Source organism: Chthoniobacter flavus Ellin428 (assembly GCF_000173075.1).
Taxonomy (GTDB): domain Bacteria; phylum Verrucomicrobiota; class Verrucomicrobiia; order Chthoniobacterales; family Chthoniobacteraceae; genus Chthoniobacter; species Chthoniobacter flavus.
On record NZ_ABVL01000002.1, the window covers coordinates 246,336 to 268,665 of the forward strand.

Sequence of the window (22,330 nt, forward strand, 5' to 3'; positions counted from 1 at the left end):
GCTTGCCTTTTCCTGGGGGCAGGTCGCCGCGAGTCAACCGCGGGTGCCGTATTTTTACGGAAAATAGCACTTGCCAGCAAAATGTCTGGGGGGTTTAAATTTCCGTTGCTGGAGGTCCCTATGACCGGAAAATCTCTTTCCACGGATCGCGTGGACCCTACGATACCCACATGTGACGGTGGAAATGTAGACGATAGGCAGCGCGCTCAAACTTCCGCTCTCCAAAAGGCCAGCATCGGTTGGCTCTACTGCCGAGCGTTCACCGCGTCTGCCTCAACAGGGCAGCGGATCACCAAGGCATGTAGCTTCGCGACTGCAGTAATCGCCGTGATGACCTTGTTCGGTTGGATCACCGGGTTGGAGTCGCTGGCCAGCTTGCGAGCGTATTACATCCCCATGGCGCCGAGCACGGCCGTCGCCTTCACCGTATTGAGTTTTGCCGTCGTCGTTTACGCGCGGACTAATGGGCTGGGCAAAGTCGCGGCCATCTGCGCCGGCTTCGTTGGCTTGGTGGCGGTGTCGAAGCTCCTGGAATCCGCGACCGGCCACAGCTTCGGCATCGATGAATTTTTCGTCTCGCACCCCGGTCAGTTCGGCATGGTCAGCAAGGGTCACATGGCGCCGCTCACTGCGCTGAACTTCCTCCTCGCAGCCTCCGCGCTGTTTTGTTTGTTGCACCCGAAGTTGCGCCCGGCGGCGGGTGCGGTGGCGGCCAGCGTCACGGCAATCAGCGTCGTGGTCTTGCTCGGCTATCTGCACGGCACGCCTTTTCTGTATGGTGGCACCATCATCCCGGTCGCGCTTTCCACCGCTGTGGCATTCTTCTTCCTTGGATGCTCGCTCATTGCGGCGGCCGGACCGGAATGCTGGCCGCTGCGCTCCATGAACGGCCCCTCGGCAGGCTCGCTACTCCTGCGCTGGTTCCTTCCTTTCGTCATCGCGGGAACCCTCCTGCACGATTACCTGGAGACCAAGGTGCTGCAGGGCTTGCAATTCAACCCCGCGCTCGTCTCCGCCATCGCCACGCTGGCCTTCGCATTGGTTATCACCGCGATCATCAGCCAGCTCGCCCACATCGTCGGTGGGCGCATCGATCGCGCGGAGGCGGAACGGAACGCCGCCCAGGCAGCCACGAAGGTCTTGAACGCCGATCTCGAGCGGCGTATCGCCGAACGGACCATCGAACTCAGCACTCGAAACGAGGAAATGCACGGGCTGCTCGCCGATCTCACACGCTCGCACGAAGAATTGAAGCGGGCCCAATTGCAACTCATCCAGGCGGAGAAGATGCAATCCGTGGGCAATCTGGCCGCGGGCATCGCGCATGAGGTGAAGAATCCGCTGGCCATCATCGAAATGGGTCTGGGGTGTCTGGAGAGGCAGCCCAGCTTCGATGCGGAGACATTGCAAGAGGTGCATCGCGAAATGAAAGAAGCCGTGAACCGGGCGAATACGGTCATCAGTGGACTGCTCGACTATTCCTCCTCGAAGGAACTGGACATTCGCCCGTGCTGCATGGCCACGGTGCTGGAGCACGCGCTGCATCTCATGCGGCACGAATTCATCAATCGGAAGATCGTTGTCATCCGTCGGCTGGCTCCTTATCTGCCGCTTTGTCAGGTCGATTCCCAGAAGATCGAACAGGTCTTCATCAACCTTTTCACCAACGCCTGCCACGCCACGCCAAAAGGCGGCACGATCACCGTGACGACTTCCTTGAAATCGCTCTCGGCCGATGATGTGCATTGGGCGGCTGGAGATCGCTCGGGACACCGCTTCCGCCGCGAAGAAACGGTCGCCATGGTGCAAGTGCACGATACCGGATCGGGCATCGGCGAGGATCAATTGGACAAAGTTTTCGATCCTTTCTTCACCACGAAACCTACCGGCCAGGGCACCGGTCTTGGGCTCACCGTTTCGCGCAAGATCGTCGACCTGCACGGCGGCAGACTTGAACTCACCAATGCGCCGGAAGGCGGTGCGGTCGCCACGGTTCTCTTTCCCCTCAGATAAACTCCCAACAACCATGAAAAAGATACGTATCCTGGTAGTAGACGACGAGCCGGGTTTTACCCGGCTGCTCAAGCTGGTGCTTCACCGCTATGAAATTCGGGAGGAAAACGATTCCACCCGTGCTTACGAAACGGCGCTCTCCTTCCGCCCAGACCTGATCCTGATGGATGTCATCATGCCAGGAATGGATGGAGGAAATCTGGCCGCCACCTGTCGGGCCGATGGGTTGCTGCGAAACGTCCCCATCGTCTTCCTGACCGCGGTAGTCTCCCCGCGCGAAGCGTCCGCGGGAACCAAACAAATCGGCGGTTTCCCGTTTCTGGCCAAGCCAATCAGCCCCGAGATGCTGGAGCGATGCATCGAAGAACATCTCGCTGCGTAGGACGCAAACATACGACGTGATTCCGGTTGGATATTCACACCGGCGTTGCGGAGCGGTCCAACTGGCTTCGCCCGCATTGTTTACCGGACCTTCATCAGAAGCGAAGTGATATCTGCGCCGCCTCCCGAGGATAACTCGCTGGATCGAGTCGCCAGAACAGGATCTCGGAACTCTGCTCCGTAAGCTCTCCAGGCCGATGCCGGTGGACGGAGAGAAACGTGTGCGGATCGATCGGCTGGAAAAACGAAAGGTCGGAACCGAGGCTGCTATCCGAGAGAACTGACATCCATCGTATTTCCCATCTGACGTCGACAAAACCTCGCCCGTTTGGCCGTCGAGCAAGAGCAACGCCTGATCCGTCGCCACGGCCACGCACTCTCGCGCGGGATCGATCGACACCTCATTTACCGATGGCGTCTTAAGCGGCCGACGCTCCTTGGTATCCTGCGAAATCAACTCACCCACGCCGGATCGATTAAGCGCGACGATCTCTTTTCCACCCGCCGCAGCCGCGACAAACGTGGGGTAATACGAAAGCGAAATGGCAGTAAGCGGCGTGACCGATATCACGCCCTCCGTCTGCAACAACCGGCCCTGGTTGGCCAGCTATTTCCCGACCCGTCTAAAACTTCGGCTCGCCGAGGTGCTTCTTGAAAAAGGCGGAGGCGATGTCGACCACTTCGTCGCACCACGGCTGGCTCATCCAGAACGGATGCGGCGCGTCTTTCAAGGTGTGCAATTCGGTCTCGATGCCGAGGGCACCGAGCTTCTCCTGCATCTCGGCGCGGCCGATCTTCAAAGTGTCCCGCTCACCCTCGATGAAAATGGTCGGCGGCGCGCCGGCACGGACATGCTGCAGCGGCGAAGCTTGCTCATAGATTTCCGGCTTTTCCTGGTAGGTCGCGCCAAAAAACGCCACGGCGCCCGGGTTGCTCTTGTCCTTGTTGGCGGCCACGAGATCCTGCGACCCCGCCATCACGATCGCCGCTTTCACCGCGCTGGATTGTTCGCGATTCGGACCATCTCCTTCGTATTCCGGCAGGCCGTTAGTCATCGCCATGAGACCGGTCAAATGTCCACCGGCGGAACCACCCATAATGCCGATGCGCTCCGGGTCGATCTTCAATTCCTCGGCATGGGCGCGCAGGTAGCGCACGGCGGCTTTGCAGTCATTGATCGCCGCCGGGTATTTGGCCTCTCCGGAAAGCCGATACGCGACGATGCCGGTCACGAATCCGTGCGTAGCGAGACGCTCCATCATTGGTTTGTCCTGCTCCACCTGTCGGTCCTTCCAGCCTCCACCATGGATATCCATCACGGCCGGATACTTGCCTGCCTTCTCCGGCACATAGAGGGTGAGCGTCACCGTGTGCTCGGGATAAACGGCCACATCCTTGGTCACCAGCGTGAAGCCCGCGGGCGTCGAGGGCATGATGCGCTTCCACGGCACTTTCGGCTTTGCCGGGGTGGCGGCAGGCGTGGCCGGCGCTTGCGCCGAGAGCGGAGCCGTGAAGGCGCAGACCAAAGTCGCGGTGGCAAGTGAAGTGAACAGGAGGGATTTCATACAATTCCATCAAGCGCTCCGACGCAGAGGCCTTAGGAACATCGCTCGAAAACAAGAGGCCCCGCGACTCACGGGAAAGACACAAATGGAATTGGGGTCCATCTGTGCCCAACCGGCGTGCTTCGCGAGGCCGAAGTTGCCAGCCCAAAGGCTGCTGGGGAGTTTTCTTAGTTGAACTTGTTCTTCCGATACGCGCCCATCGCCGGGGCGTCCGGATTCACTTCGGGGCCGAAGTAGCGCAGGATCACGAGCGGCTCGGTCTCGCTGGTGTTCTCGAAAGTCACACCGGCCTTCGCGCCGTCTTCGGTGACGAAATATTCGTCCTCGGTCAGTTCGTGGAAGCGGATGAGCTTCGGCGAATTCAGCGCCTCGCCGTTGATCTTGCCGAGGCCCTGCACGCAGATGAGACCGTAGGCGCCCTTGTCGGTGAGCGTGGCCTTGGCGCCCGGATCGACCGTCAGTTCCTTCGCGGTGAAGAGCTGTTCGCCGTCGACCTTGCCGTAAACGATCCAGCGATCGACAAAGCCTTCCTTGCGGGTATCCGCCACCGGGACCGGCTCGAGGTAGTGGTGATCCTTGAACTTCGGATCCACGTTCTTGTCCCAGTCGAGCTGCTCGACGATGAAATCGAGATCCTTGTGATGCTTCTTCGGCATGTCCTTCACGAGGAGCGACCACGGCACTTCGCGGCCTTCGACCAGGCTCTGATACATACCAAACACGTCGCTGCCCCACTGCGGCTCGTAAGTGCAGAGCGAACCCGGCGCGTGGAGGATGCACGGATCGATGAGCCAGCCGGTGCCGACCTTCAGGCGGTACGCCTTCGAGAGGTCGAGGATGCCGTTGTCACCCTTGTTCCAATTCTCCAGGCACTTGCGGACCTGCGCCTTGGTCGTGCCAGGCTCGAAGCCCATGAAGGTATAGGGGAAATTGTTCCCGACGTTGTTGTGCTGCGGCGGGAAGTAGTAGGACTCCGGCTTGCCTTCCTGGCCCACGAGCGCGGCCTGCCTGGCCGACTGGTGCATATGGTGCGGGATCGGTCCCATGTTATCGAAGAACTTCGAATACACCGGCCACTTCTTGTATTTGCCCCAGATCTTCGAGCCGATGAGCGTCGCGCCGCATTCCGCCACCGCCTGCTGGAGGGTGAAGCGCTGCTTGCCGACTACGACGTAGCTGAGGCCTTCGTCCGGCACGCGGCCTTCATTCGCCGCCGGCGTCGTGCTGGCGAACCAGCGCTCATCGATGCCGCCGCGATTCAAGCCGTAGGCGTAGAGGTCGTCCGGGTGCAGCTTGAGGCGCTTGCCCGGCTGCAGGAAGCTGCGGGGCACCCAGCACGGGGCGAGACGCAGCAGACCACCGGTGCGCTGCAGCTCGGCTTCCACGGTTTTGGCGACTTTGTTTTTGACGGTTTTAAGGTTGAGAACGGAGTTCATGCGATGGGGTTGAAAACGGCGATGGGGAAAATGCGGGTTGCTCTTTTTTCAAACCCTCGGCATCGGGTCAAGGCCCAAGGCCTCAAGAGGCGTAGAGGAATGCGCCACGTGCAGAATTATTTGCGCTGGCCGTCAAGCACCGCTACGTATCCCGCCCCTTCGCGTCCGCGCGTCGGCTTCGACATGCCTTTTGCCATTTTTCGTTCACCTCGCCTTCCCGTTTTCGCCAGCGCTCTCTTGTTTGCGACCATTGGCTCTGCTCACGCCGGCACCGTCCTAAGCATCGATCTGGGAACGGCTGCCCAAAGCCCTTTCACACTCTGGAACGTCGGCGGAGATGGGACCGGCATGCGCAGCACGACTTTCTCGATCAGCGACCTGGTCTCCGTTCCCGGCGGCACCCTTACCGCCGAGATTGGCGGCGGCAGCGATGCGACGAATATCGCCAACGACACCGGCGCCATCAATACACGCCCGCGGGCCAACGCGCCGGCGAATAACGGTAGCTTCACGCAGTCGAACTTGCTCACTGACCGCGTCGTCACGACGGCCGGCGCCGGGACCGGCTTGTTTCTGCAGCTTTCCGGGTTCGCACCGGACACGACATTTTCCATCCAGGTGTGGGGCTACGATACCCAGACCGCGCCGTCGTTTGGCGCAAAACCTGGCAACTTCAGCCTCTACGATCGCACCAACGGCGCCGATACCCTGCTCGGCAGCTTCACCAGCGTTGCTGGCTCCCTGCCTACGGACAACAATTCGTTCAGTGTGACGGGCAACGTCACCTCCGACGCCAACGGCGTGATCATGGTCGAATCGCTCAGCAACATCGATGGCAGCGGCATCATGAATGGCTTTGTCGTTTCTACCGTGCCGGAGCCAATGAGCGCTTTCCTGCTCCTCGGCGGACTGGGCATCGTAACTCTTCGTCGCCGCCGTACGGCCCTCTAGGCTGCCACTCGGGCACGTCGGTTCGGCCGCGGCATGTTGCCCGGCGGTCTTGCGAATTGCTTGTGCCCGACCGGGGAGCATGGCTCTAATCCGCGCGGCATGCCCTCGCTCCACAAGCCGCACTTCCGGCTAGCCAAAAAATTCCTGTTGCTGGCGAAGGCTTTCTTCACCGGCGGGAGCAAGCGACCGGCGCGGCTGTGGTTTGCGCTCATTCTCGCGCTCTGCATCGCCGTTGGCGGGGTGCAGTATTTCATCAGCTTTGCCATGCGCGACTTCGTGACCGCACTCTCGCAACGCGATCAGACAGCGTGGATTCATGGCCTCTGGAAGTTCGTCGGCCTGTGCTTCATCTCCGTTCCGGTCGGCGTTTTCTACCGTTACTCACAGGAGCGCCTCTCGCTCGTCTGGCGGCGCTGGATGACGCAACACCTCATCAAGCGCTACTTTTACAACCGGGCCTACTACCGCATCCGCGCCTCGGAAAGCGTGGACAACCCCGACCAGCGTATTTCCGAAGACGTGCGGACGTTCACCACCGGGGTGCTCAATTTCTTCCTGGTGATCGTGAACTCGATCGTGACGCTCATCACCTTTGTCGGCGTACTTTGGTCGATCTCCGGGCAACTCGTCGCCGTACTGGTGCTCTATGCCACGGTCGGCACGATCGTTTCCATGCTCTTCGGCAAGCGGCTCGTCGGCCTGTATTTCAATCAATACCAGCGCGAGGCGAATTTCCGTTACGGCCTCGTGCGCGTCCGCGAGAATGCCGAATCCATTGCCTTTTACCGCGGCGAAAAGCGCGAGCACCGCGACCTGATCGAACGGTTCAACGATGTGCTGGAGAATACGCTCTGGATCATCGGTTGGACGCGGAATCTTGGGTTCTTCTCCAATAGCTACAACTATCTCGCGCTCATCGTTCCAAGCCTCATCGTCGGGCCGATGTACATCCATGGCCGGGTGGAATTCGGCGTGGTGACGCAGGCGGAAAGCGCCTTCGCGCAGGTCCTCGCTGCGGTCTCGATCATCATCGCGCAAATCGAAAACCTGAGTTCTTTCTCCGCCGGCGTCCGCCGTCTGGGCGATCTCTGGGACAATCTCGATACCTTCGACGAGGAAGACGCCCGCGAGGCCGAGGAAGCGCAGATCGAAATTAACGAAGAAGCGCTGCATCTCAAGCTGGACGACGTGACGGTGCAAACGCCGGGCGGCGAAAAAGTGCTGGCCCGGGATCTTAGCTTTCAACTCCCACGCCGTGGCAGCTTGCTCATCATGGGCGAAAGCGGTTCGGGTAAAAGCTCGCTGCTGCGGACGATCGCCGGCCTCTGGCAATCCGGCACGGGCGCCATTGACCGACCGGCGCACAAGCGGCTCATGTTCCTTCCGCAGAAGCCGTACATGGTGCCGGGCAATCTGCGGGCGCAGCTCATGTATCCGCTCAGCGAAGAGGACGCCGACGACGAAGCCATCACCAAGGCGATCGAGAAGGTGAATCTCGATGACATCTACGCGCGCGTCGACGGCGACCTGAACAAGGTCGTGGATTGGACCAATGTCCTTTCTCTCGGAGAGCAACAACGCGTCGCCTTCGCCCGGTTGTTTTTGAAAAAGCCTTCGATCGCGTTCCTCGACGAGGCGACCAGCGCGCTCGACGAAGACAACGAACGCCTGCTTTACGAGCGCTTGGGCGGTTCCGGGATCGCGTATGTCAGCGTCGGCCACCGCTCCACGCTCAAGGAGTTTCACGACACGTTGCTGGTGTTGTCCAAAGACGGCAGCAGCGAGATGAGCAGCTTGAAGAACGGGAAGAAGAAAGAGAAAGAGGCGCGAAAGAGTTAAGGCACCGCACGGAGCGCCGGAGGGCGCTGCTCTGTCCTAAGCATTACCCACATCTTTGCTCGGTGTTTGGACGTCGAAGGAGAAGGCGTCACTGGGAGCGGCGACTTCCTAGTCGCTGACCGAAAAACCGATGCGCGCAGCGCCTCTCTTTGAGGGCGACTAGGAAGTCGCCCCTCCCAGTGAGCTACGGCCGAATTACCCCTGGTCTAAATCCGAGAAAAGATGTGGGTAATGCTCAGGCTCTATCAGCGCCCAAATATTCTCCGCGTGGAGCGCCGTCTGCCCACGCTCACGTCACCTTTTTAGAAAGTGGGCGGCGACGGAGCGCCGGCCCTCCAGTTACGCGTTCATCGCATTCGCGATGCTGTCGTACCACGCGGTGCGCAGTTCGGCGATGGACCAGCCGACATGCGCGCCGTTGGCGGTGACCTTGAACATGTCGCCACCGACCGTGCCGATGCGGTGCGCCGGGATGCCACGCATCTCGAGCAACAGCAGGATCGGACCAACGTCTGTCGGCTTTGCGGTAATCACGATCCGCCCCTGCGTTTCGTTGAAAAGGAGCTGATCGACGCGCAGGCCGGGTGCGTTGATTTCGATGGTCGCGCCGAGCGGCTGCGGCGGCGGGTTCGGATGCGCGAGAGTCGATTCCGCGAGTGCGACCGCCAGGCCGCCTTCGCTGAGATCGTGGGCGCTCTTGACGAAGCGCGACTTGATGAGGGCGCGCAGGGCGTCGTGCGTGGCGCGCTCCCTGGCGAAGTCGAGCTTCGGCACTGGACCGATCTTTTGCCCATGCACGACCTTGAGGTAGTGCGAGGCGCCGAGTTCGTCACCGAAACCGCCGATGAGGATGATCGCATCGCCCGCCGCCTTGAAATAGGACGACGTCACGTGTCGCTCTTCCTCGATGATGCCGACCATGCCGACCGTCGGCGTGGGATCGATTGCCCCGGCCGGGCTCTCGTTATACAGGCTCACATTGCCACCCGTCACCGGCACGTCGAACGCACGGCAGCCTTCGGCGAGGCCTTCCACGCTCTCACGAAGCTGCCAGAAATTCTCCGGCTTGTGCGGGTTACCGAAATTGAGGTTGTCCGTGACGGCGAGCGGCATTGCGCCGGCGCAAGCGAGATTGCGCGCGCCTTCGGCGATGGCAATGCGGGCGCCCTGGCGCGGATCGAGCGCGCAGTAGAGACCGTTGCAATCGCTGGTCGCGGCGAGGAGTTTGTTGGCCTCGCGGACAAGGAAGACGGCGGAATCGGAACCAGGTACCACGACGGTGCCGGCGCGAACGGTATGATCGTATTGACGATACACCCAATTCTTCGAGGCGATGCTCGGATGCGCGAGGAGCGAGAGCAGCGCGGCGTGATTGTCACCCTCGGCCAGCTTTGCCAGGTCGAGTTGCGGAGGCGTGGCCCCGGCCTTCGCTTCGCGATCGTAAAGCGGCGCTTCGTCGGCGAGCTGGCGGGCGGGAATCTCCGCGACCACCTGACCGTGATTGAGCACGCGCATCATGCCGTCATCTTTCACCACGCCGACTTCGGCGTAAGGCAGATCCCACTTGGCGAAGATATCGCACACCGTCTTCTCGTGGCCCTTCTTGACGATGATGAGCATACGCTCCTGCGACTCGCTGAGCATCGTCTCGTAAGGCGTCATACCCGTCTCGCGCTGCGGAACCTTGGCGAGATCGATCTCCACACCGGTGCCGCCGCGGCTGGCCGTTTCGCACGTCGAGCACGTGAGGCCCGCCGCGCCCATGTCCTGGATGCCGGCCACCGCATCGGTGGCGAGCAGTTCGAGGCAGGCTTCCAGCAGCAGCTTCTCGCGGAAAGGATCACCGACCTGCACGGCCGGGCGATCTTCCTTCGATTCCTCGGTGAGATCACGCGAGGCGAACGCGGCGCCAGCGAGGCCATCACGGCCTGTCTCGGCGCCGACATAAAAGACCGGGTTGCCGACACCCTTGGCCGCGCCACGCGCGATCTGCTCATGCTTGAGGATGCCAAGGTTGAAGACGTTGACCAGCGGGTTGCCATCGTAGCTCTCGTCGAAATAGACCTCGCCGCCAATGGTCGGGATGCCGATGCAATTGCCGTAATGCGAGATGCCGGACACCACGCCCGCAAAGAGGCGGCGGTTGGTCTTCACATTTGGGCTATCGCCGGTGATCGGCCCGAAGCGCAGCGAATTCAGCGAAAACACCGGGCGCGCGCCCATGGTGAAGATATCGCGAATGATGCCGCCCACCCCTGTCGCCGCGCCTTGGAAAGGCTCCACGGCGCTCGGGTGATTGTGGCTCTCCATCTTGAAGGCGATGGCCCAGCCGTCGCCGATATCGATGACGCCCGCATTTTCCTCACCAGCCTTCACCAGCACGCGATCGCCCGTCGTGGGGAACTTGCGCAGTTCCTTGCGCGAGTTCTTGTACGAGCAGTGCTCGCTCCACATCACGGAGAAGATGCCGAGTTCGGTAAAATTCGGCTCCCGCTTCAGGATCGATTTGATGCGCTCGTATTCGTCCGGCGTGAGGCCGTGTTTGGCGACGAGTTCGGGTGTGATCTTGGGTTCAACGGTCATTGAAAGGGATTTCGGAAAAAAGTTTTGGGTAAAGAGGCCAGCGAGATTTAGGTAAGCGACCGGGACGTCGTGGGTGCCGCCGCGTCTTCGTCCAGGCTGATCGCACCGAGCGAGGCGAGGATCGATTCGAAAATGATGCGGCCATCGTCACTGCCGAGCCGTCGGTCGCAGGCGCGTTCCGGATGGGGCATGAGGCCGAAGACATTGCGCCCTTCATTGATGATCCCTGCGATGCTCTCCACGGAGCCGTTCGGGTTCGCCAGGTCAATCGCCGCGCCGTTGTTATTCACATAGCGCAGCAGGATGCGATTTTGCCGCTCCAGTTGAAGGAGCGTCGCGGCATCCGCCGAGTAGCTCCCCTCCCCGTGGGCGATCGGGATGCGCAGGCGGGCCCCAGTGCGGCAAAGATGCAGGAAGGGATTCGAGATATCCTCCACACGCACATTCTGGTGCTGGCAGACGAAGTGCAGCGAGCGATTACGAATCAGCGCCCCGGGAAGCAGGCCCGCTTCGCAGAGAATCTGGAAGCCGTTGCAAATGCCGAGCAACAGATTACCCGCCGCAGCGTACTCCTTCACCGCTTTCATGATCGGCGAAAAGCGCGCAATGGCCCCGCAGCGCAGGTAATCGCCATAGGAGAATCCCCCGGGGAGGACGACGAGATCGTAGCCGGCCACGGAGGTGTCCTTGTGCCAGACGTAGTCGGTTTTGACGCCGAGTTCAGAGAGGGCGAGGACACAGTCCTGGTCGCAGTTGGAGCCGGGGAAGCGGATGACGGCAGCTTTCAAAATGAAGAAGTGGAGAGTTGAGGGTTGAGAGTGGAGAGCCGTGGCGGATTTGCGAGGAGCCTTGGCCGAAGAAGATGTAGCTTACTGTCGAAGATCGTGGGCGATTTTGCGGATGCGCTGTTCGTTCTTGTAGTCGCTCACCACGAAGAACGCGTGGATCATTCCGCCAATCCAAAAACCGAAAATGGTGAGCAGGATACTGAGGAAAAAGCTGCCGATGCGCCCAGTGAGCAGCACCGCCAGGGGCGGAAGCAGGACACAGAGGAAAAAGAGCATGGCGGCCCAGTGCGGGTTAGCCTTCGACCACCAGCTTGTAATCCTCAATCACCGGATTGCTGAGCAGATCGCGGCAGACTTCGTGGAGTTGCGCTTCGGTCTGCGAGCCATCGAGCTCGAGTTCAATGAACTTGCCGACCCGCGCCGCTTTGACCGCCGGCAGGCCGTGATGATGGATGGCATCGCGTACCGCCACACCTTGGGGATCGAGAACACTTTGCTTGGGCAACACGATGACTTTGGCTTTCATAAATAGGAGGGGCACACTACGGGAGGCCACACGTCCCTGCCAACGGGAAATTTTTCGGATGTATTCCAGAAAATTGCCGGGTGACAATCACTGCGCGCTTTGCTTATCGTGCCTTATGTTTTGGAAACTTCGCCCGCTCGCGGGCAGTCTCGCATTCGTCTGTTTATGCGTCTCCGCAGTTGCCGTCGATGCGACTCCGCTCACCCCCGAAGAAATGGCTGGCGCCGCGCGCACCGATGGGCTCTCGATGCCCATGCCCGGCGAATTCATGGCCTCGCTGAACAAGCTGGGCAAGATCGACTGGTCCTCCAAGTTTCGCATTCCCATCGGCACGAATTACACCAGCCGCCCGCAGATGGCGCTGAATCTCGGCGGGTTGATTGCTGATGGCTACATCGCCATCGAGGCTCAGGATCAGCAGCAGGTGAAGAATATCGGGCGTGACATCCTGACCCTCGCCAAGTCGCTCGGCGTGAGCAAGGACGTGCTCGAACGCAGCGGCAGCATCACGGCTTTTGCGGAAAAGAACCAGTGGGACCAGCTCAAGGAAGAGCTCGAGGCCACGCAAAATGAAGTGAAACAATCCATGGCCGAAGCCAAGGATCAGGACTTGGTCACCCTCGTTACTGTCGGCGGCTGGCTGCGTGGGATGGAGGTAGTCAGCGGCCAGATCGCGGCCCATTATACCCCGACTGGGGGCAAGCTCATCCGCCAACCAGGAGTCGTCACCTTTCTCAACGAGCGCCTCGACAAGCTGCCGGATAAGATCAAGGACGACTCCAGCGTGAAGTCCGTCCGCAAAAAGATGGGCGATCTGCAACATCTCATCGCCTTCCCGCTCGACAAGGCACCCACGGCCGAGGAGGTGCAGCAGGTGAACAAGCTCGCCGCGGATACTTTGAAGGATATTTCCAAGAGACAAAAATGAAACGCCTGTTCCTGACTCTCCTCTGCGCCTCGCTGACCGCGACCACGGCCTTGTGCGCAGCCACCGACGGCGAAGTCGCGGCACGCCGCACCGCCCTCGATATCGCCGGCGCGTTTACCAACGACGGCTTCAAGCTTCGCGATGGCTATTGGGCCGGCAGCTTCGAACCCGGCAAGGCGAAGCTTCTCCAGGTAAATCTTTACGCGGGAAACCAGTATTACTTCACCCTCGGCGCGACTCCCGCCGCCAAAAAGGTGCGGGTGACTGTCTACGACGAAACGGGCAAGCCCGTCGCCACGGAAGACTATCAGGACACCTCGGTGGCCTCCGTCGGGTTCTCCCCCGATAACAGCGGCGTCTTTTTCGTGAAAGTAGAAGTGGTCGACGGTGCTGCGTCGGACTACTGTCTCGTCTACAGTTACAAGTAGTAGATGATGTCATCCGGATCCCAACCTACGGCGGAGGGCCTCAGCGGCCCCCGCGTCACGCAGTTTTCCATCTTCCTCTCCAACCGCGTCGGCGCCCTGCTCGACGTGGTGAAGGTGCTCAACGAACGCAATATCCACGTCCTCGCCATCAGCGTGCAGGACTCGGCGGATACGGCGATCGTGCGCATCGTGGTCAGCGACCCCGAGAGCGTGCAGCAGATTTTCCTGGAGCACGCCATCCCCTTCTCCATCTGCGACCTCGTCGTGGTGGAGCTCAAGGAAGGCGCCACGGAACTCGGCCGCCTGCTCGCCGCGCTGCTCGCCGCGGAGTGCAATATCTTCGGCAGCTACGCCCTCATCACACGTCCGCGTGGCCGTCCGGCGCTGGCGCTGCACGTCGAGGACAATGAGTGCGCCGTTTCGGTGCTCCGCTCGCAGCAGTTCACCATTCTGAGCCAGTCGGATATTTCGCGTTAGGCGGCGTATGGCGCATGAAGCGGTGGTACGTCGTTCTCTGCTTCGGGCTACTCTTCCCGGTTCTCCTCTTTTTAAGCCGCAGAATATTTTTCGAAGGTAGCATTCGCGACTTCGCTGCGTCGCATTACGTCCACCATCTCCAAGACGTGGACGAAATCGAAATTTGCGCCTTGGGCCGAGAAGCCCCTCCGAACAGCGCCGATCTATTCGAATACGCCGACGCTTACGGTGTGGCAGGCCGCCAGACCGTCCGCGGAACCACCGCCGCTGAGATTGCATCTCTTTGGCGCAGCCTTCCGACGGGTGAGCATCGGTCCATGTGCCTCGACCCTGCCTATGGCTTACGCTTTCGGAGCAGAGGCCGCGAGATTCTGAAAACTTCCGTATGCTGGGAATGTGAGGGATTGGTCGTCCCAGCATTCGGAGGTGGTTCGGTCATTTGTGGTTTCGACGCTTATTCCGCACCTGCTCAAAAGCTGCTCGAATCATTGCAAAAACAGGTTCCATTGTCCCCTTCTCACCGACCCCACCCCTAATCGCTTCCGGTCGAGGAGCGCGACGAGAGATGAAAGGCGGCCGCGAACTCCAGCCCGAAGAGCCGGCCAATCAATCTTTGAATAGATCGCTAACCAGGAGCACCAAGCCTGGAAAAATCGGCGATGTCAGAGAGCTGCCGAAACCAATTACGGCTACAGGTTCATTGGGATTTTCCGGGAATCGGTAAATCTCCACGGCACTCGTTTTGGGAGAAACAACCCACATTTCTTTCACGCCGGATTCCGCATAGACCTCCCGCTTGCGGCCTAAATCCAACTTCGCCGTGCTCGGTAAGAGAACTTCTACCACAAGGTCGGGGGCGCCTTCAGCCCCCTGATCTGTCAATATCCCCATCCGTTCTCGGCTGACGTAATAGATGTCTGGATTGAGAATCGTATCCTCGGTGAAAATCACATCACTGGGGGCCACATAGATTTCACCGAGAAGGGTGCGGTCGAGGTAGGTCTGCAACAGGACAGCAAGACGAAGAATGAGTTTCTGATGGTAGCGACGCGGACTCGGGGACACATAAAGGTCGCCGTCGAGTAACTGGAAATAAGGCGGCCCTTCCGGCAGCAAAAAAAATTCCGCTGCCGTCATTTTGCAAGCGGTGGCGCTGCTCGATTGCACAACGACATCCTATGATCGAAAGGAGGCCCTGGCAAGAACCTCAGAGCGCACCGAATGAGATGACACCTACGTCATCCCCTTCCCTTCTCATGGTCAAATGTCTCGGACATCCAAGCCAGCGAGTTGCTGGAGCAGTGCCTCGTGCCGGTCGTAGTGGTAATGGTGCGCATTGAAGCCGAGCGAACGCGCGGTTTCGATATTCGGCAGTAGGTCGTCGATGAAGAATGTGCTCGCCGGTTCAATGCCGAGTTGGCGTTGGGCGATCTCGTAAATCTCCCGTCCAGGCTTCGACGCCTTCGCCTCATAGCTATACGTGCCCGCCGTGAATCGGTGGAAAAACGGATAACGCCGGAAGACGTATTCGCGGTGGATGTCGCTCGTGTTGCTGAGCAAAAACAATGGGAAACGCCCGTGCAGCTTTTCCACCAGCGCGACCATGGGTTCATTGGCCGTGAAGATATCTTCCCACGCCGCGACAAATTCTTCCTCCGTGCCGCGATAGCGGAGAACATCGAACGCCCCCCGCAGGAACGCCGCGCGATCCACCTGCCCGTCCTCATAGCCCAGCTTGATCTGGTCGATCCGGGCCATCACTTCCACCGGGTCATGCACCTCCCCCTGCTGCGCGAGCTTCCGCAGGGCAATGGAAAAGTCGAACTTGAGCAACACGTTACCGATATCGAAAAGAAAAGCGCGGATCATGGCGGGGGCGTTGTGTCGGGTGTCCGGCTGAGAGTGTCAAGTCGCGAGGCGCAGAACGTAAGGCCACTGTTCGATTGAGACGCCGCTGAACTCTCAGGCCGTCGTTAGTCGGCGACACTCAAGCATTAACAAGAATTCACATCTTCACCGACCACGCGCGCCTCGACAACAGGGTAAAAGGGCGCTAGACGACGCCCATGACTCCCTCCACGAACTCCCCCGAGCCGTCTCCCGTTGTCCATCGCGGCTGGTCGGTTACTTTCGCCGGCCTCGGCATCAATCTCGCGCTCGGCGTGCTCTACACGTGGAGCATGTTCAAGGAGGCCATCAAGAGCGAGTTCGTCAACGGCCAATCCGGCTGGAAAGCCGATCAACTCAACGATCCCTACGCGCTGTGCTGCCTCGTCTTTGCCTTCGCGATGATCATCGCGGGACGCTGCCAGGACAAGCTCGGGCCCCGTCTCACCGCTTTGATCGGTGGCTTGCTCGTCGGCGCGGGTATGGTCTGCATTTCGTTCACCAGCAGCTACACCGTATGGTTGCTTGGCTTCGGCCTGCTCGTCGGACTCGGGCTGGGCTTCGGCTATTCATCAGCCACACCGCCGGCCCTCAAGTGGTTCCCGCCCTCGAAGACAGGAATGATCGCCGGCCTCGTAGTATCCGGATTTGGTCTCGCGCCGGTGTATCTGGCTCCCCTTTCGAAATACCTGCTCACCCATTACAAACTGCAGGGCTCGATGCTCATCTTCGGTATCGCCTTCACCGTGATTGTCTGCGGACTGGCGCAATTCCTCGTCAATCCGCCCGCGGGATACTCGGCGGCTCCGGCGAGTGGTGCGGCATCGGCCAACAAGCCGGCCGCTGCCAATGCCTCACCGATGGATCTGTTCCGCAGCCCGCTATTCTACTTGCTGTGGTTCATCTACTTCATCGGATCGGGTGCCGGTTTGATGGTCATCAGTAGCATCAGCGGCATGGCCAAGAAGAGCATGGGCGAAATGGCCTTCCTGGCCGTCGCCATCATGGCCGTGGGCAATGCGGGTGGCCGCATCACCGCCGGGACACTCTCCGACAAGATCGGCCGACGCTGGACGCTCTTCATCGTCCTCGCGTTTCAGGCGGCGCTCATGTTCGCCGCGATCCCCATCACCGCGTCGAAGAGCTCTCCCGCCGCGGTCATCGTGATTCTGGCCGCGCTCGTCGGCGCCAACTACGGCGCCAACCTTTCCCTCTTTCCGTCGATGACGAAGGATCTCTGGGGCCTGAAGAGCTTCGGCATCAATTACGGCATTCTCTTCACCGCTTGGGGCGTGGGTGGGTTTATCCTGAGCCGAGTGCAACAGATGCTCACCGCATCGAGCGCTGGCAGCTATCAGTCGTCATTCATCACCGCCGGTGTGCTGCTGCTGATCGGCGGCGGATTGACGTTCCTGATCGGGCCGACGCACCGCACGCACCATGTCACCGCGGCCAGCGAGGTGCCAGTCGCCGTCGATCCTGCGATGGACTAATCGCGCGCCACGAAGCTGTGTCAGCCGGCTTGTCGCCAAATAACGGCGTCCAGGGTTTCCCTTCGCGCCTTCATGGTTATATTGCCGCGCTGTGTCCGCCATCCGGCATCTTTACTTCCATATCCCGTTTTGTCCGAAGCTGTGTCCGTACTGCTGCTTCTACGTTGAGACGGGTACGGAAAACAAAACCACCCGTTTCCTCGATGCTCTGCTCCGTGAAGTAGAAGCAGTCGGCATAAATATGAACTCCGTCCCGAGACGATCTATTTCGGCGGTGGCACACCCAGTGCGCTAACCCGTGAGCAACTCGAGTATCTGCTCGGTGGCCTGCGTGCCCGATTGGACCTTCGAGAGTTGCGCGAATGGACCTTTGAAGTGAACCCGGCCACGGTTCGAGCGGACAAAGGCGCGTGTTTTGCGGGAAGCGGGAGTTTCACGGATCAGCCTCGGCGTGCAATCCTGGGACGATGGTCTCTTGAAAACGCTGGGTCGCGTTCACGATGCCGCGCAGGCGGAGAAGACGTTTGGCCTCCTGCGCGAGGCGGGGTTTTCCAACATCAACATCGACCTGATGTTTGCCGTGCCCGGCCAGACGCTCGCGCAATGGCAGGCCACCCTCGATCGCACCGTCGCGTTGCGACCGGAACACGTTTCTTCCTATTGCCTCACCTACGAGGAAGACACCGAATATTTTCGCCAGCTCCAGCTGGGCACCTTCCGGCAGGATGACGAGCGCGACGCCGCCCTGTTCGAGACCACGATCGATACCCTCACCGGCGCCGGTTTCGATCACTACGAGATTTCCAATTACGCGAAGCCCGGCTTCGAGTCGGCTCACAATTTCGCCTACTGGCGCGGCGCCGATTATCTCGGGTTTGGGCCGAGCGCATTTTCCACCGTCGGCCTGCAGCGCTGGCAGAATGTGCCGGATTCCGCGGCCTACATGCAGCGTGTGTTCGCGGGAGAAAGTACGACCGGTTTTTCGGAAGAGCTCACCCCGGCGATGCGCACTGGGGAGATCGCTGCATTTGCCGTGCGCACGCGCGAAGGCATTGCCACCGATGCGCTTCACCGCTGGAGCAAGGAAATGCGGGAGTTCCGCGAACTCGGTTTTCTCGAGCAGCGCGGAGATCGCACCGTACTGACGCGCCGCGGCAAGCTCATGGCGGATTCCGTGGCCGAGGCTTTCGTCTAAATCGCGGCACATGGAATACGACGTCGCCATCATCGGCGCCGGCCCGGCGGGCTCCACTTGCGCGGCACATTGCGCACAAGCCGGTTGGCGCACGCTGGTCATCGAGAAGGCGCGCTTTCCGCGCGACAAGGTTTGCGGCGATTGCGTGAATCCAGCGTGCTGGCCGATCCTGGATCGACTCGGCGTCACGGACCGGCTGCATGCCCAACCTCATTCCCGACTCAAGGAAGTCGCCTTTGTCAGTCCGCAAGGGCGGACCCTGCGTCTACCCTTGCCGGATTCCGACCGTGGAGAAATCGCGATTCCCCGACGACTGTTCGATGCGGTCCTGCTCGACCGCGCTCGTGAACTGGGCGCGGAAGTGCATGAAGACGCGCCGCTTACTGCTCTCGAGAGCGGCTGGAAATTGCAAACCACCCGCGGCTCATTTTCCGCCCGTTACTTGATTGCCGCGGATGGCCGAAACTCCACGGTCGCCCGCTTGCTCGGACTTCTACCGGCAGCCGCAAAGGATCGGATCGGGCTGCAGGCGCACCTCCCAATCCCGTCCGGCATGCATGAGCGGGTGGCCATGCATTTTCTGCCATTCGGATATTGCGGGATGAACGATATTGGCAACGAACAATTCAACCTCTGCCTGGTCGCTCGACCCGAGCGTTTGGCGGATTTGAAAGCCTGGGCCGCGGCTCGATTCGACATTGCGCCCGAGACCGCCTGGCGAACGATCACACCGCTCAGCCGCGCTCCGATTGGGACCGTCCACGAACGTCTTCTAGCCATCGGCGACGCCGCGCGGATCGTCGAACCCTTCACTGGCGAAGGCATCTACTACGCTCTCGCTTCCGGTGAACTGGCGGCCCGCCATTTGCTGGCGAATGACCTCCCTGGCTTCGCCGCCGCGCACGCCCGGTTGTATCGCGGCCGGCTTTGGGTCAACGAACTCGCCCGTGCCGCCGTGCTCCGTCCCTGGCTCGCGACGGGCATCCTGGAATTCGCCCACCTCTTTCCCCGAGCGTTGCAGTTTTTGACGAGCAAGGTCGTGGCGCCCGCCACCTCCGGTGAAGCGTCAGCCTCGACCGCTTAGCGCTGCACCAGCGCCAAAAGGTGCGGCCCAAAAACGAGCAGGCCGATCACCGCTGCCGTGAGCGCCGAGAGTAACACTGCCCCCGCTGCTACATCCTTGGCCTTTTCGGCAAGCGGATGCAGCTCCGGCGAGGCCAGGTCCACCACGAATTCAATCGCGGTATTGAGTCCCTCCACGGAGAAGACGAGGCCAATCGCCGCAACGACCGCACACCATTCGCCCCGGGTAATGCCCAGGACAAATCCGGCGACGATCGCGCATCCGGCAGCGACCGCATGAATGCGGGCATTCGCCTGCGTGCGCAAGAGAACGACGACACCCCGCCGGGCCCATCCAAAACTCCGGCACAAGCGCCGCCACGCGGATCCGTTCGCAGGCGGGGGCGTATTCATAGCCGGGATCGGCTACTTGTTTTCCGGGAAAAACTTCGGAGCTTCACCCGGCTTCGGCAGAGGAGTCGCCGCTGCCGCTTCCGGCTTGGCCGCTGCCGCCGGCTCAGCTGCGGGTTTGGCTTCCGCTTTTTCCTCACCGCCCTTTTCGTATTTACCAAATTCCTTGGCTTCTTCCCCGGGCGAATCGCTCGTCGGGTGCATTTCGCAGGCATTGAAAACAAACGCGAGGGCAAGGACGGAAATAATGGAAAGCCATTTCATAATTAGCAGGGGCCGGAGGCTACCTGCACTTTACGATGATACCAGCGAAAAAGATTCTCCGTGCGCTGTCCGCGGCACTACGCCGCAGGTGATTCGCGAATAACGCCACTCCCGCGAAAAATCCTGTTCATCTGCCGAATCTTGTTAATCCTGTCCCTCCCTTTTCAAGCCATGCCCAATCGAATTGACCAGAAATTTGCCGATCTTCGCGCCACGGGAAAGAAAGCGCTCATCGCTTACATCTCCGCGGGCGACCCCAATCTCGACGCGACGCGCGAACTTGCCTGGGCGTTTGAAAAGGCCGGCGTCGATCTTCTCGAACTGGGCGTCCCCTTCTCCGATCCGCTGGCCGACGGCGTCGTCAATCAGCTCGCCGCCAGCCGCGCTCTCGAAGCCGGCACCACCGTCCCCGGTGTGCTCAAGACGGTGCGGGAGATTCGCGAGCGTTCGCAGCTTCCCATCGTGCTCTATACCTACATGAACCCGATCTATCGCTACGGGTTCGAGGCCTTTCACCGCGACGCCGAGGCAGCCGGCGTGGACGGACTGCTCATCCTCGATCTGCCGCCCGATGAAGACGCGCAGAACGCCGAGCTTTCCCAGCAGACCAGCCTCAAGCGGATTCGCCTTATCGCCCCAACCACCCCGGAGAAGCGCATCGCCCAGCTCACCAACGGCGCCAGCGGCTTCATCTACTACGTCTCGCGGGAAGGCGTGACCGGCGAACGCACCGAGATCGCCAGCTCCCTGCCCGAACGCGTAGCGGCCATTCGGGCCACCACCTCGCTGCCCATCGCCGTCGGCTTCGGCATCTCCAATCCCGATCACGTCCGCCAGGTCGCGCAGCACGCCGACGCGGTGGTCGTCGGTAGCGCCATCGTCAAGCAGATCGGCGAGTTCGGCAAAGACCCGACGCTGGTCCCGAAGCTCGCTGCTTTCGTCCAGCCTCTGGCCGAAGCGGCTCACGCTTGAGCGTGGCACCGCGTCACGCGGAGCCGTTAACCTCGATGTAGACCCGGAGCTACTTCCGCGCCCAGACGGTGACCGTCCGGCCGTCTTTGAGCTTCCAGTCCATCCGCACCACCGTGGTCTCGCCTTCCTTGGGCAGAAAGAAAAGCTGCCCCTCGATGGTCTTGAACAAATAGTAATTCCCCGTGCCCGCGCCGTGGAATTGCGCGTCCAGCAGCTTTCTGTCCGCTTCGTTCCAAGCCGGTCCATCCACGGACAGGCGCGGCCGCAGATAGTGCAGCCCGGTAATGGGTTCACCGACCTCAATCCCACCCTGAGCGATCATGGTCGCTTCCGAGCCGTCGAAATGCTCTTCCCTGGTGCCACTTTGGAAGATGAAAAACTCGGGCTGCTTCAGATCAGTGACCATGATTCCCTCATGCTTGACCACGGAAACAGCGCCCTCCGGTTGCGCCTGCATCAGAGGCGCCGGAAGCAGCAAAGCGCCGAGGAGAAAAGCGAAGCGACTCATTCTTGGGGACGACATTCCTCTCCCATAGCACAGTCCACCGAAATTCCCAGCTATCACGGCAGAAAATCGCCGACGCGAAGCGTCAGATCGGGAAATGAAAGCGGCGCGACTTTTTCGTCAGCACTTAAAACCAGGCTCTCGCGATAGCCATCCACGCCAGGCGAACGGAAAACTTCGAGTGCGTTATCGGCCAGATTGAGCAGCCAGTATTCGCCCACGTGATTGCGAGCGTAAGCCGGTCCTTTGTCCTTGCGGTCGTAGGCCACCGTGCTGTCGGAAACCTCGATCACGAGGAAGATTTGCTCCGGGCCCGCATGATGACCTTGAGTGTCGATCGCCGTATCTGCCAGACACAGATCCGGCTGCGGTTCCGAGCATTCATCGAGAATGAAGGGGTTTCCCGGCGTAACGATGAATCGCTCGTTTGCTCGCTGGACGAAAAACTTCGTCAACCGATTCATCGCCGTCGCATGCCGATAACCGAGGGGCGCCTTAACGACGATCTTTCCGTTCAGCAACTCGACACGAACACGCTCGTTGAGAATACCGGCGCGCCCGACTTCCTCGTATTTTCCCACTGTCAAGCGATAGGTAGGCGCATGGAGCACGCTCATGCGACCGAG

General features: G+C 60.5%; 22 protein-coding genes and 1 pseudogene. 11 read left to right on the forward strand and 12 right to left on the reverse strand.

The annotated features are described in order from the left end of the window. The first annotated feature begins 330 nt into the window (after window positions 1-330). Both CFE428DRAFT_RS03895 and CFE428DRAFT_RS03900 read left to right on the forward strand, forming a co-directional pair. Window positions 331-2,013, forward strand: a complete 1,683-nt coding sequence (locus CFE428DRAFT_RS03895) for an ATP-binding protein (protein WP_006978139.1) — start codon at window positions 331-333, stop codon at window positions 2,011-2,013. 13 nt (window positions 2,014-2,026) lie between these two features. Further along, the gene (locus CFE428DRAFT_RS03900; RefSeq protein ID WP_006978140.1) at window positions 2,027-2,395 is read left to right on the forward strand and encodes a response regulator; all 369 of its coding nucleotides are present in this window, start codon (window positions 2,027-2,029) and stop codon (window positions 2,393-2,395) included. A gap of 622 nt (window positions 2,396-3,017) precedes the next feature. Here CFE428DRAFT_RS03900 and CFE428DRAFT_RS03905 read toward each other — a convergent pair. Continuing rightward, on the reverse strand, window positions 3,018-3,959 hold the full coding sequence (locus tag CFE428DRAFT_RS03905) for an alpha/beta hydrolase (protein WP_006978141.1): 942 nt from the start codon (window positions 3,957-3,959) through the stop codon (window positions 3,018-3,020). 167 nt (window positions 3,960-4,126) lie between these two features. Then, a complete protein-coding gene (locus tag CFE428DRAFT_RS03910; RefSeq protein ID WP_006978142.1) occupies window positions 4,127-5,395 on the reverse strand; it encodes a cupin domain-containing protein in 1,269 nt (422 codons plus the stop codon). Window positions 5,396-5,632: 237 nt separating this feature from the next. Here CFE428DRAFT_RS03910 and CFE428DRAFT_RS03915 point away from each other — a divergent pair, with 237 nt between their 5' ends. Together CFE428DRAFT_RS03915 and CFE428DRAFT_RS03920 are read left to right on the forward strand one after the other, a co-directional pair. After that, window positions 5,633-6,346: a PEP-CTERM sorting domain-containing protein gene (locus tag CFE428DRAFT_RS03915; protein ID WP_131989079.1), complete on the forward strand. Its 714-nt coding sequence runs from the start codon at window positions 5,633-5,635 to the stop codon at window positions 6,344-6,346. 99 nt (window positions 6,347-6,445) lie between these two features. Beyond that, window positions 6,446-8,185 (forward strand): ABC transporter ATP-binding protein/permease, encoded by a 1,740-nt coding sequence (locus CFE428DRAFT_RS03920; RefSeq protein WP_042724360.1) that lies wholly within the window; start codon window positions 6,446-6,448, stop codon window positions 8,183-8,185. Window positions 8,186-8,524: 339 nt separating this feature from the next. Here the strand turns inward: CFE428DRAFT_RS03920 and purL are convergent, their stop codons facing one another. The 4 genes from purL to purS form a co-directional block, all read right to left on the reverse strand. Continuing rightward, window positions 8,525-10,768: a phosphoribosylformylglycinamidine synthase subunit PurL gene (purL, locus tag CFE428DRAFT_RS03925; RefSeq protein ID WP_006978145.1), complete on the reverse strand. Its 2,244-nt coding sequence runs from the start codon at window positions 10,766-10,768 to the stop codon at window positions 8,525-8,527. A gap of 47 nt (window positions 10,769-10,815) precedes the next feature. Continuing rightward, entirely contained in the window at window positions 10,816-11,556 is a 741-nt protein-coding gene (purQ, locus tag CFE428DRAFT_RS03930; protein ID WP_006978146.1) for a phosphoribosylformylglycinamidine synthase subunit PurQ, read from the reverse strand. Between the two features lie 81 nt (window positions 11,557-11,637). Further along, on the reverse strand, window positions 11,638-11,832 hold the full coding sequence (locus CFE428DRAFT_RS03935; RefSeq protein WP_006978147.1) for a YqaE/Pmp3 family membrane protein: 195 nt from the start codon (window positions 11,830-11,832) through the stop codon (window positions 11,638-11,640). A gap of 16 nt (window positions 11,833-11,848) precedes the next feature. Then, on the reverse strand, window positions 11,849-12,082 hold the full coding sequence (gene purS / locus CFE428DRAFT_RS03940) for a phosphoribosylformylglycinamidine synthase subunit PurS (protein WP_006978148.1): 234 nt from the start codon (window positions 12,080-12,082) through the stop codon (window positions 11,849-11,851). A gap of 115 nt (window positions 12,083-12,197) precedes the next feature. On the opposite strand from purS, the gene CFE428DRAFT_RS03945 reads away from it, so the two are divergent. Genes CFE428DRAFT_RS03945 through CFE428DRAFT_RS03955 form a run of 3 tightly spaced genes read left to right on the forward strand, consistent with a single transcriptional unit; the run spans window position 12,198 to window position 13,915 of the window. Next, window positions 12,198-13,010, forward strand: a complete 813-nt coding sequence (locus CFE428DRAFT_RS03945; RefSeq protein ID WP_006978149.1) for a hypothetical protein — start codon at window positions 12,198-12,200, stop codon at window positions 13,008-13,010. After that, window positions 13,007-13,438: a hypothetical protein gene (locus tag CFE428DRAFT_RS03950; protein WP_006978150.1), complete on the forward strand. Its 432-nt coding sequence runs from the start codon at window positions 13,007-13,009 to the stop codon at window positions 13,436-13,438. Before CFE428DRAFT_RS03945 ends, CFE428DRAFT_RS03950 begins: the two co-directional genes overlap by 4 nt. A gap of 6 nt (window positions 13,439-13,444) precedes the next feature. Continuing rightward, window positions 13,445-13,915 (forward strand): hypothetical protein, encoded by a 471-nt coding sequence (locus tag CFE428DRAFT_RS03955; protein WP_006978151.1) that lies wholly within the window; start codon window positions 13,445-13,447, stop codon window positions 13,913-13,915. Between the two features lie 606 nt (window positions 13,916-14,521). Here CFE428DRAFT_RS03955 and CFE428DRAFT_RS03965 read toward each other — a convergent pair. Further along, a complete protein-coding gene (locus CFE428DRAFT_RS03965; protein ID WP_083804956.1) occupies window positions 14,522-15,082 on the reverse strand; it encodes a Uma2 family endonuclease in 561 nt (186 codons plus the stop codon). Window positions 15,083-15,175: 93 nt separating this feature from the next. After that, window positions 15,176-15,784 carry an HAD family hydrolase gene (locus tag CFE428DRAFT_RS03970; protein ID WP_006978153.1) on the reverse strand — a complete coding sequence of 203 codons (609 nt, stop codon included), beginning with the start codon at window positions 15,782-15,784 and terminating at the stop codon, window positions 15,176-15,178. 197 nt (window positions 15,785-15,981) lie between these two features. Between CFE428DRAFT_RS03970 and CFE428DRAFT_RS03975 the strand changes: the two genes are divergently transcribed. The 3 genes and pseudogenes from CFE428DRAFT_RS03975 to CFE428DRAFT_RS03985 all read left to right on the forward strand — a co-directional run bounded on the left by CFE428DRAFT_RS03975 (window position 15,982) and on the right by CFE428DRAFT_RS03985 (window position 19,574). Beyond that, on the forward strand, window positions 15,982-17,295 hold the full coding sequence (locus tag CFE428DRAFT_RS03975; RefSeq protein WP_006978154.1) for an L-lactate MFS transporter: 1,314 nt from the start codon (window positions 15,982-15,984) through the stop codon (window positions 17,293-17,295). Between the two features lie 406 nt (window positions 17,296-17,701). Then, window positions 17,702-18,490, forward strand: a pseudogene (locus CFE428DRAFT_RS03980) (coproporphyrinogen-III oxidase family protein); the annotation flags it as partial. Window positions 18,491-18,500: 10 nt separating this feature from the next. After that, complete coding sequence (locus CFE428DRAFT_RS03985; protein WP_006978156.1) at window positions 18,501-19,574, forward strand: NAD(P)/FAD-dependent oxidoreductase; 1,074 nt, start codon at window positions 18,501-18,503, stop codon at window positions 19,572-19,574. Here CFE428DRAFT_RS03985 and CFE428DRAFT_RS03990 read toward each other — a convergent pair. Together CFE428DRAFT_RS03990 and CFE428DRAFT_RS03995 are read right to left on the reverse strand one after the other, a co-directional pair. Further along, window positions 19,571-19,966, reverse strand: coding sequence for a diacylglycerol kinase family protein (locus CFE428DRAFT_RS03990; protein WP_006978157.1), 396 nt, complete (start codon window positions 19,964-19,966; stop codon window positions 19,571-19,573). The genes CFE428DRAFT_RS03985 and CFE428DRAFT_RS03990 overlap by 4 nt on opposite strands. 12 nt (window positions 19,967-19,978) lie before the next feature. Then, the gene (locus CFE428DRAFT_RS03995) at window positions 19,979-20,227 is read right to left on the reverse strand and encodes a hypothetical protein (protein ID WP_006978158.1); all 249 of its coding nucleotides are present in this window, start codon (window positions 20,225-20,227) and stop codon (window positions 19,979-19,981) included. A 171-nt stretch (window positions 20,228-20,398) separates the two neighbouring features. On the opposite strand from CFE428DRAFT_RS03995, the gene trpA reads away from it, so the two are divergent. Continuing rightward, a complete protein-coding gene (trpA, locus tag CFE428DRAFT_RS04000) occupies window positions 20,399-21,199 on the forward strand; it encodes a tryptophan synthase subunit alpha (protein WP_006978159.1) in 801 nt (266 codons plus the stop codon). A gap of 49 nt (window positions 21,200-21,248) precedes the next feature. Here trpA and CFE428DRAFT_RS04005 read toward each other — a convergent pair whose 3' ends face one another. Next, window positions 21,249-21,707 (reverse strand): hypothetical protein, encoded by a 459-nt coding sequence (locus CFE428DRAFT_RS04005; protein WP_042724362.1) that lies wholly within the window; start codon window positions 21,705-21,707, stop codon window positions 21,249-21,251. A gap of 53 nt (window positions 21,708-21,760) precedes the next feature. Beyond that, window positions 21,761-22,321, reverse strand: a complete 561-nt coding sequence (locus tag CFE428DRAFT_RS04010; RefSeq protein ID WP_006978161.1) for a Uma2 family endonuclease — start codon at window positions 22,319-22,321, stop codon at window positions 21,761-21,763. Window positions 22,322-22,330: the final 9 nt, after the last annotated feature.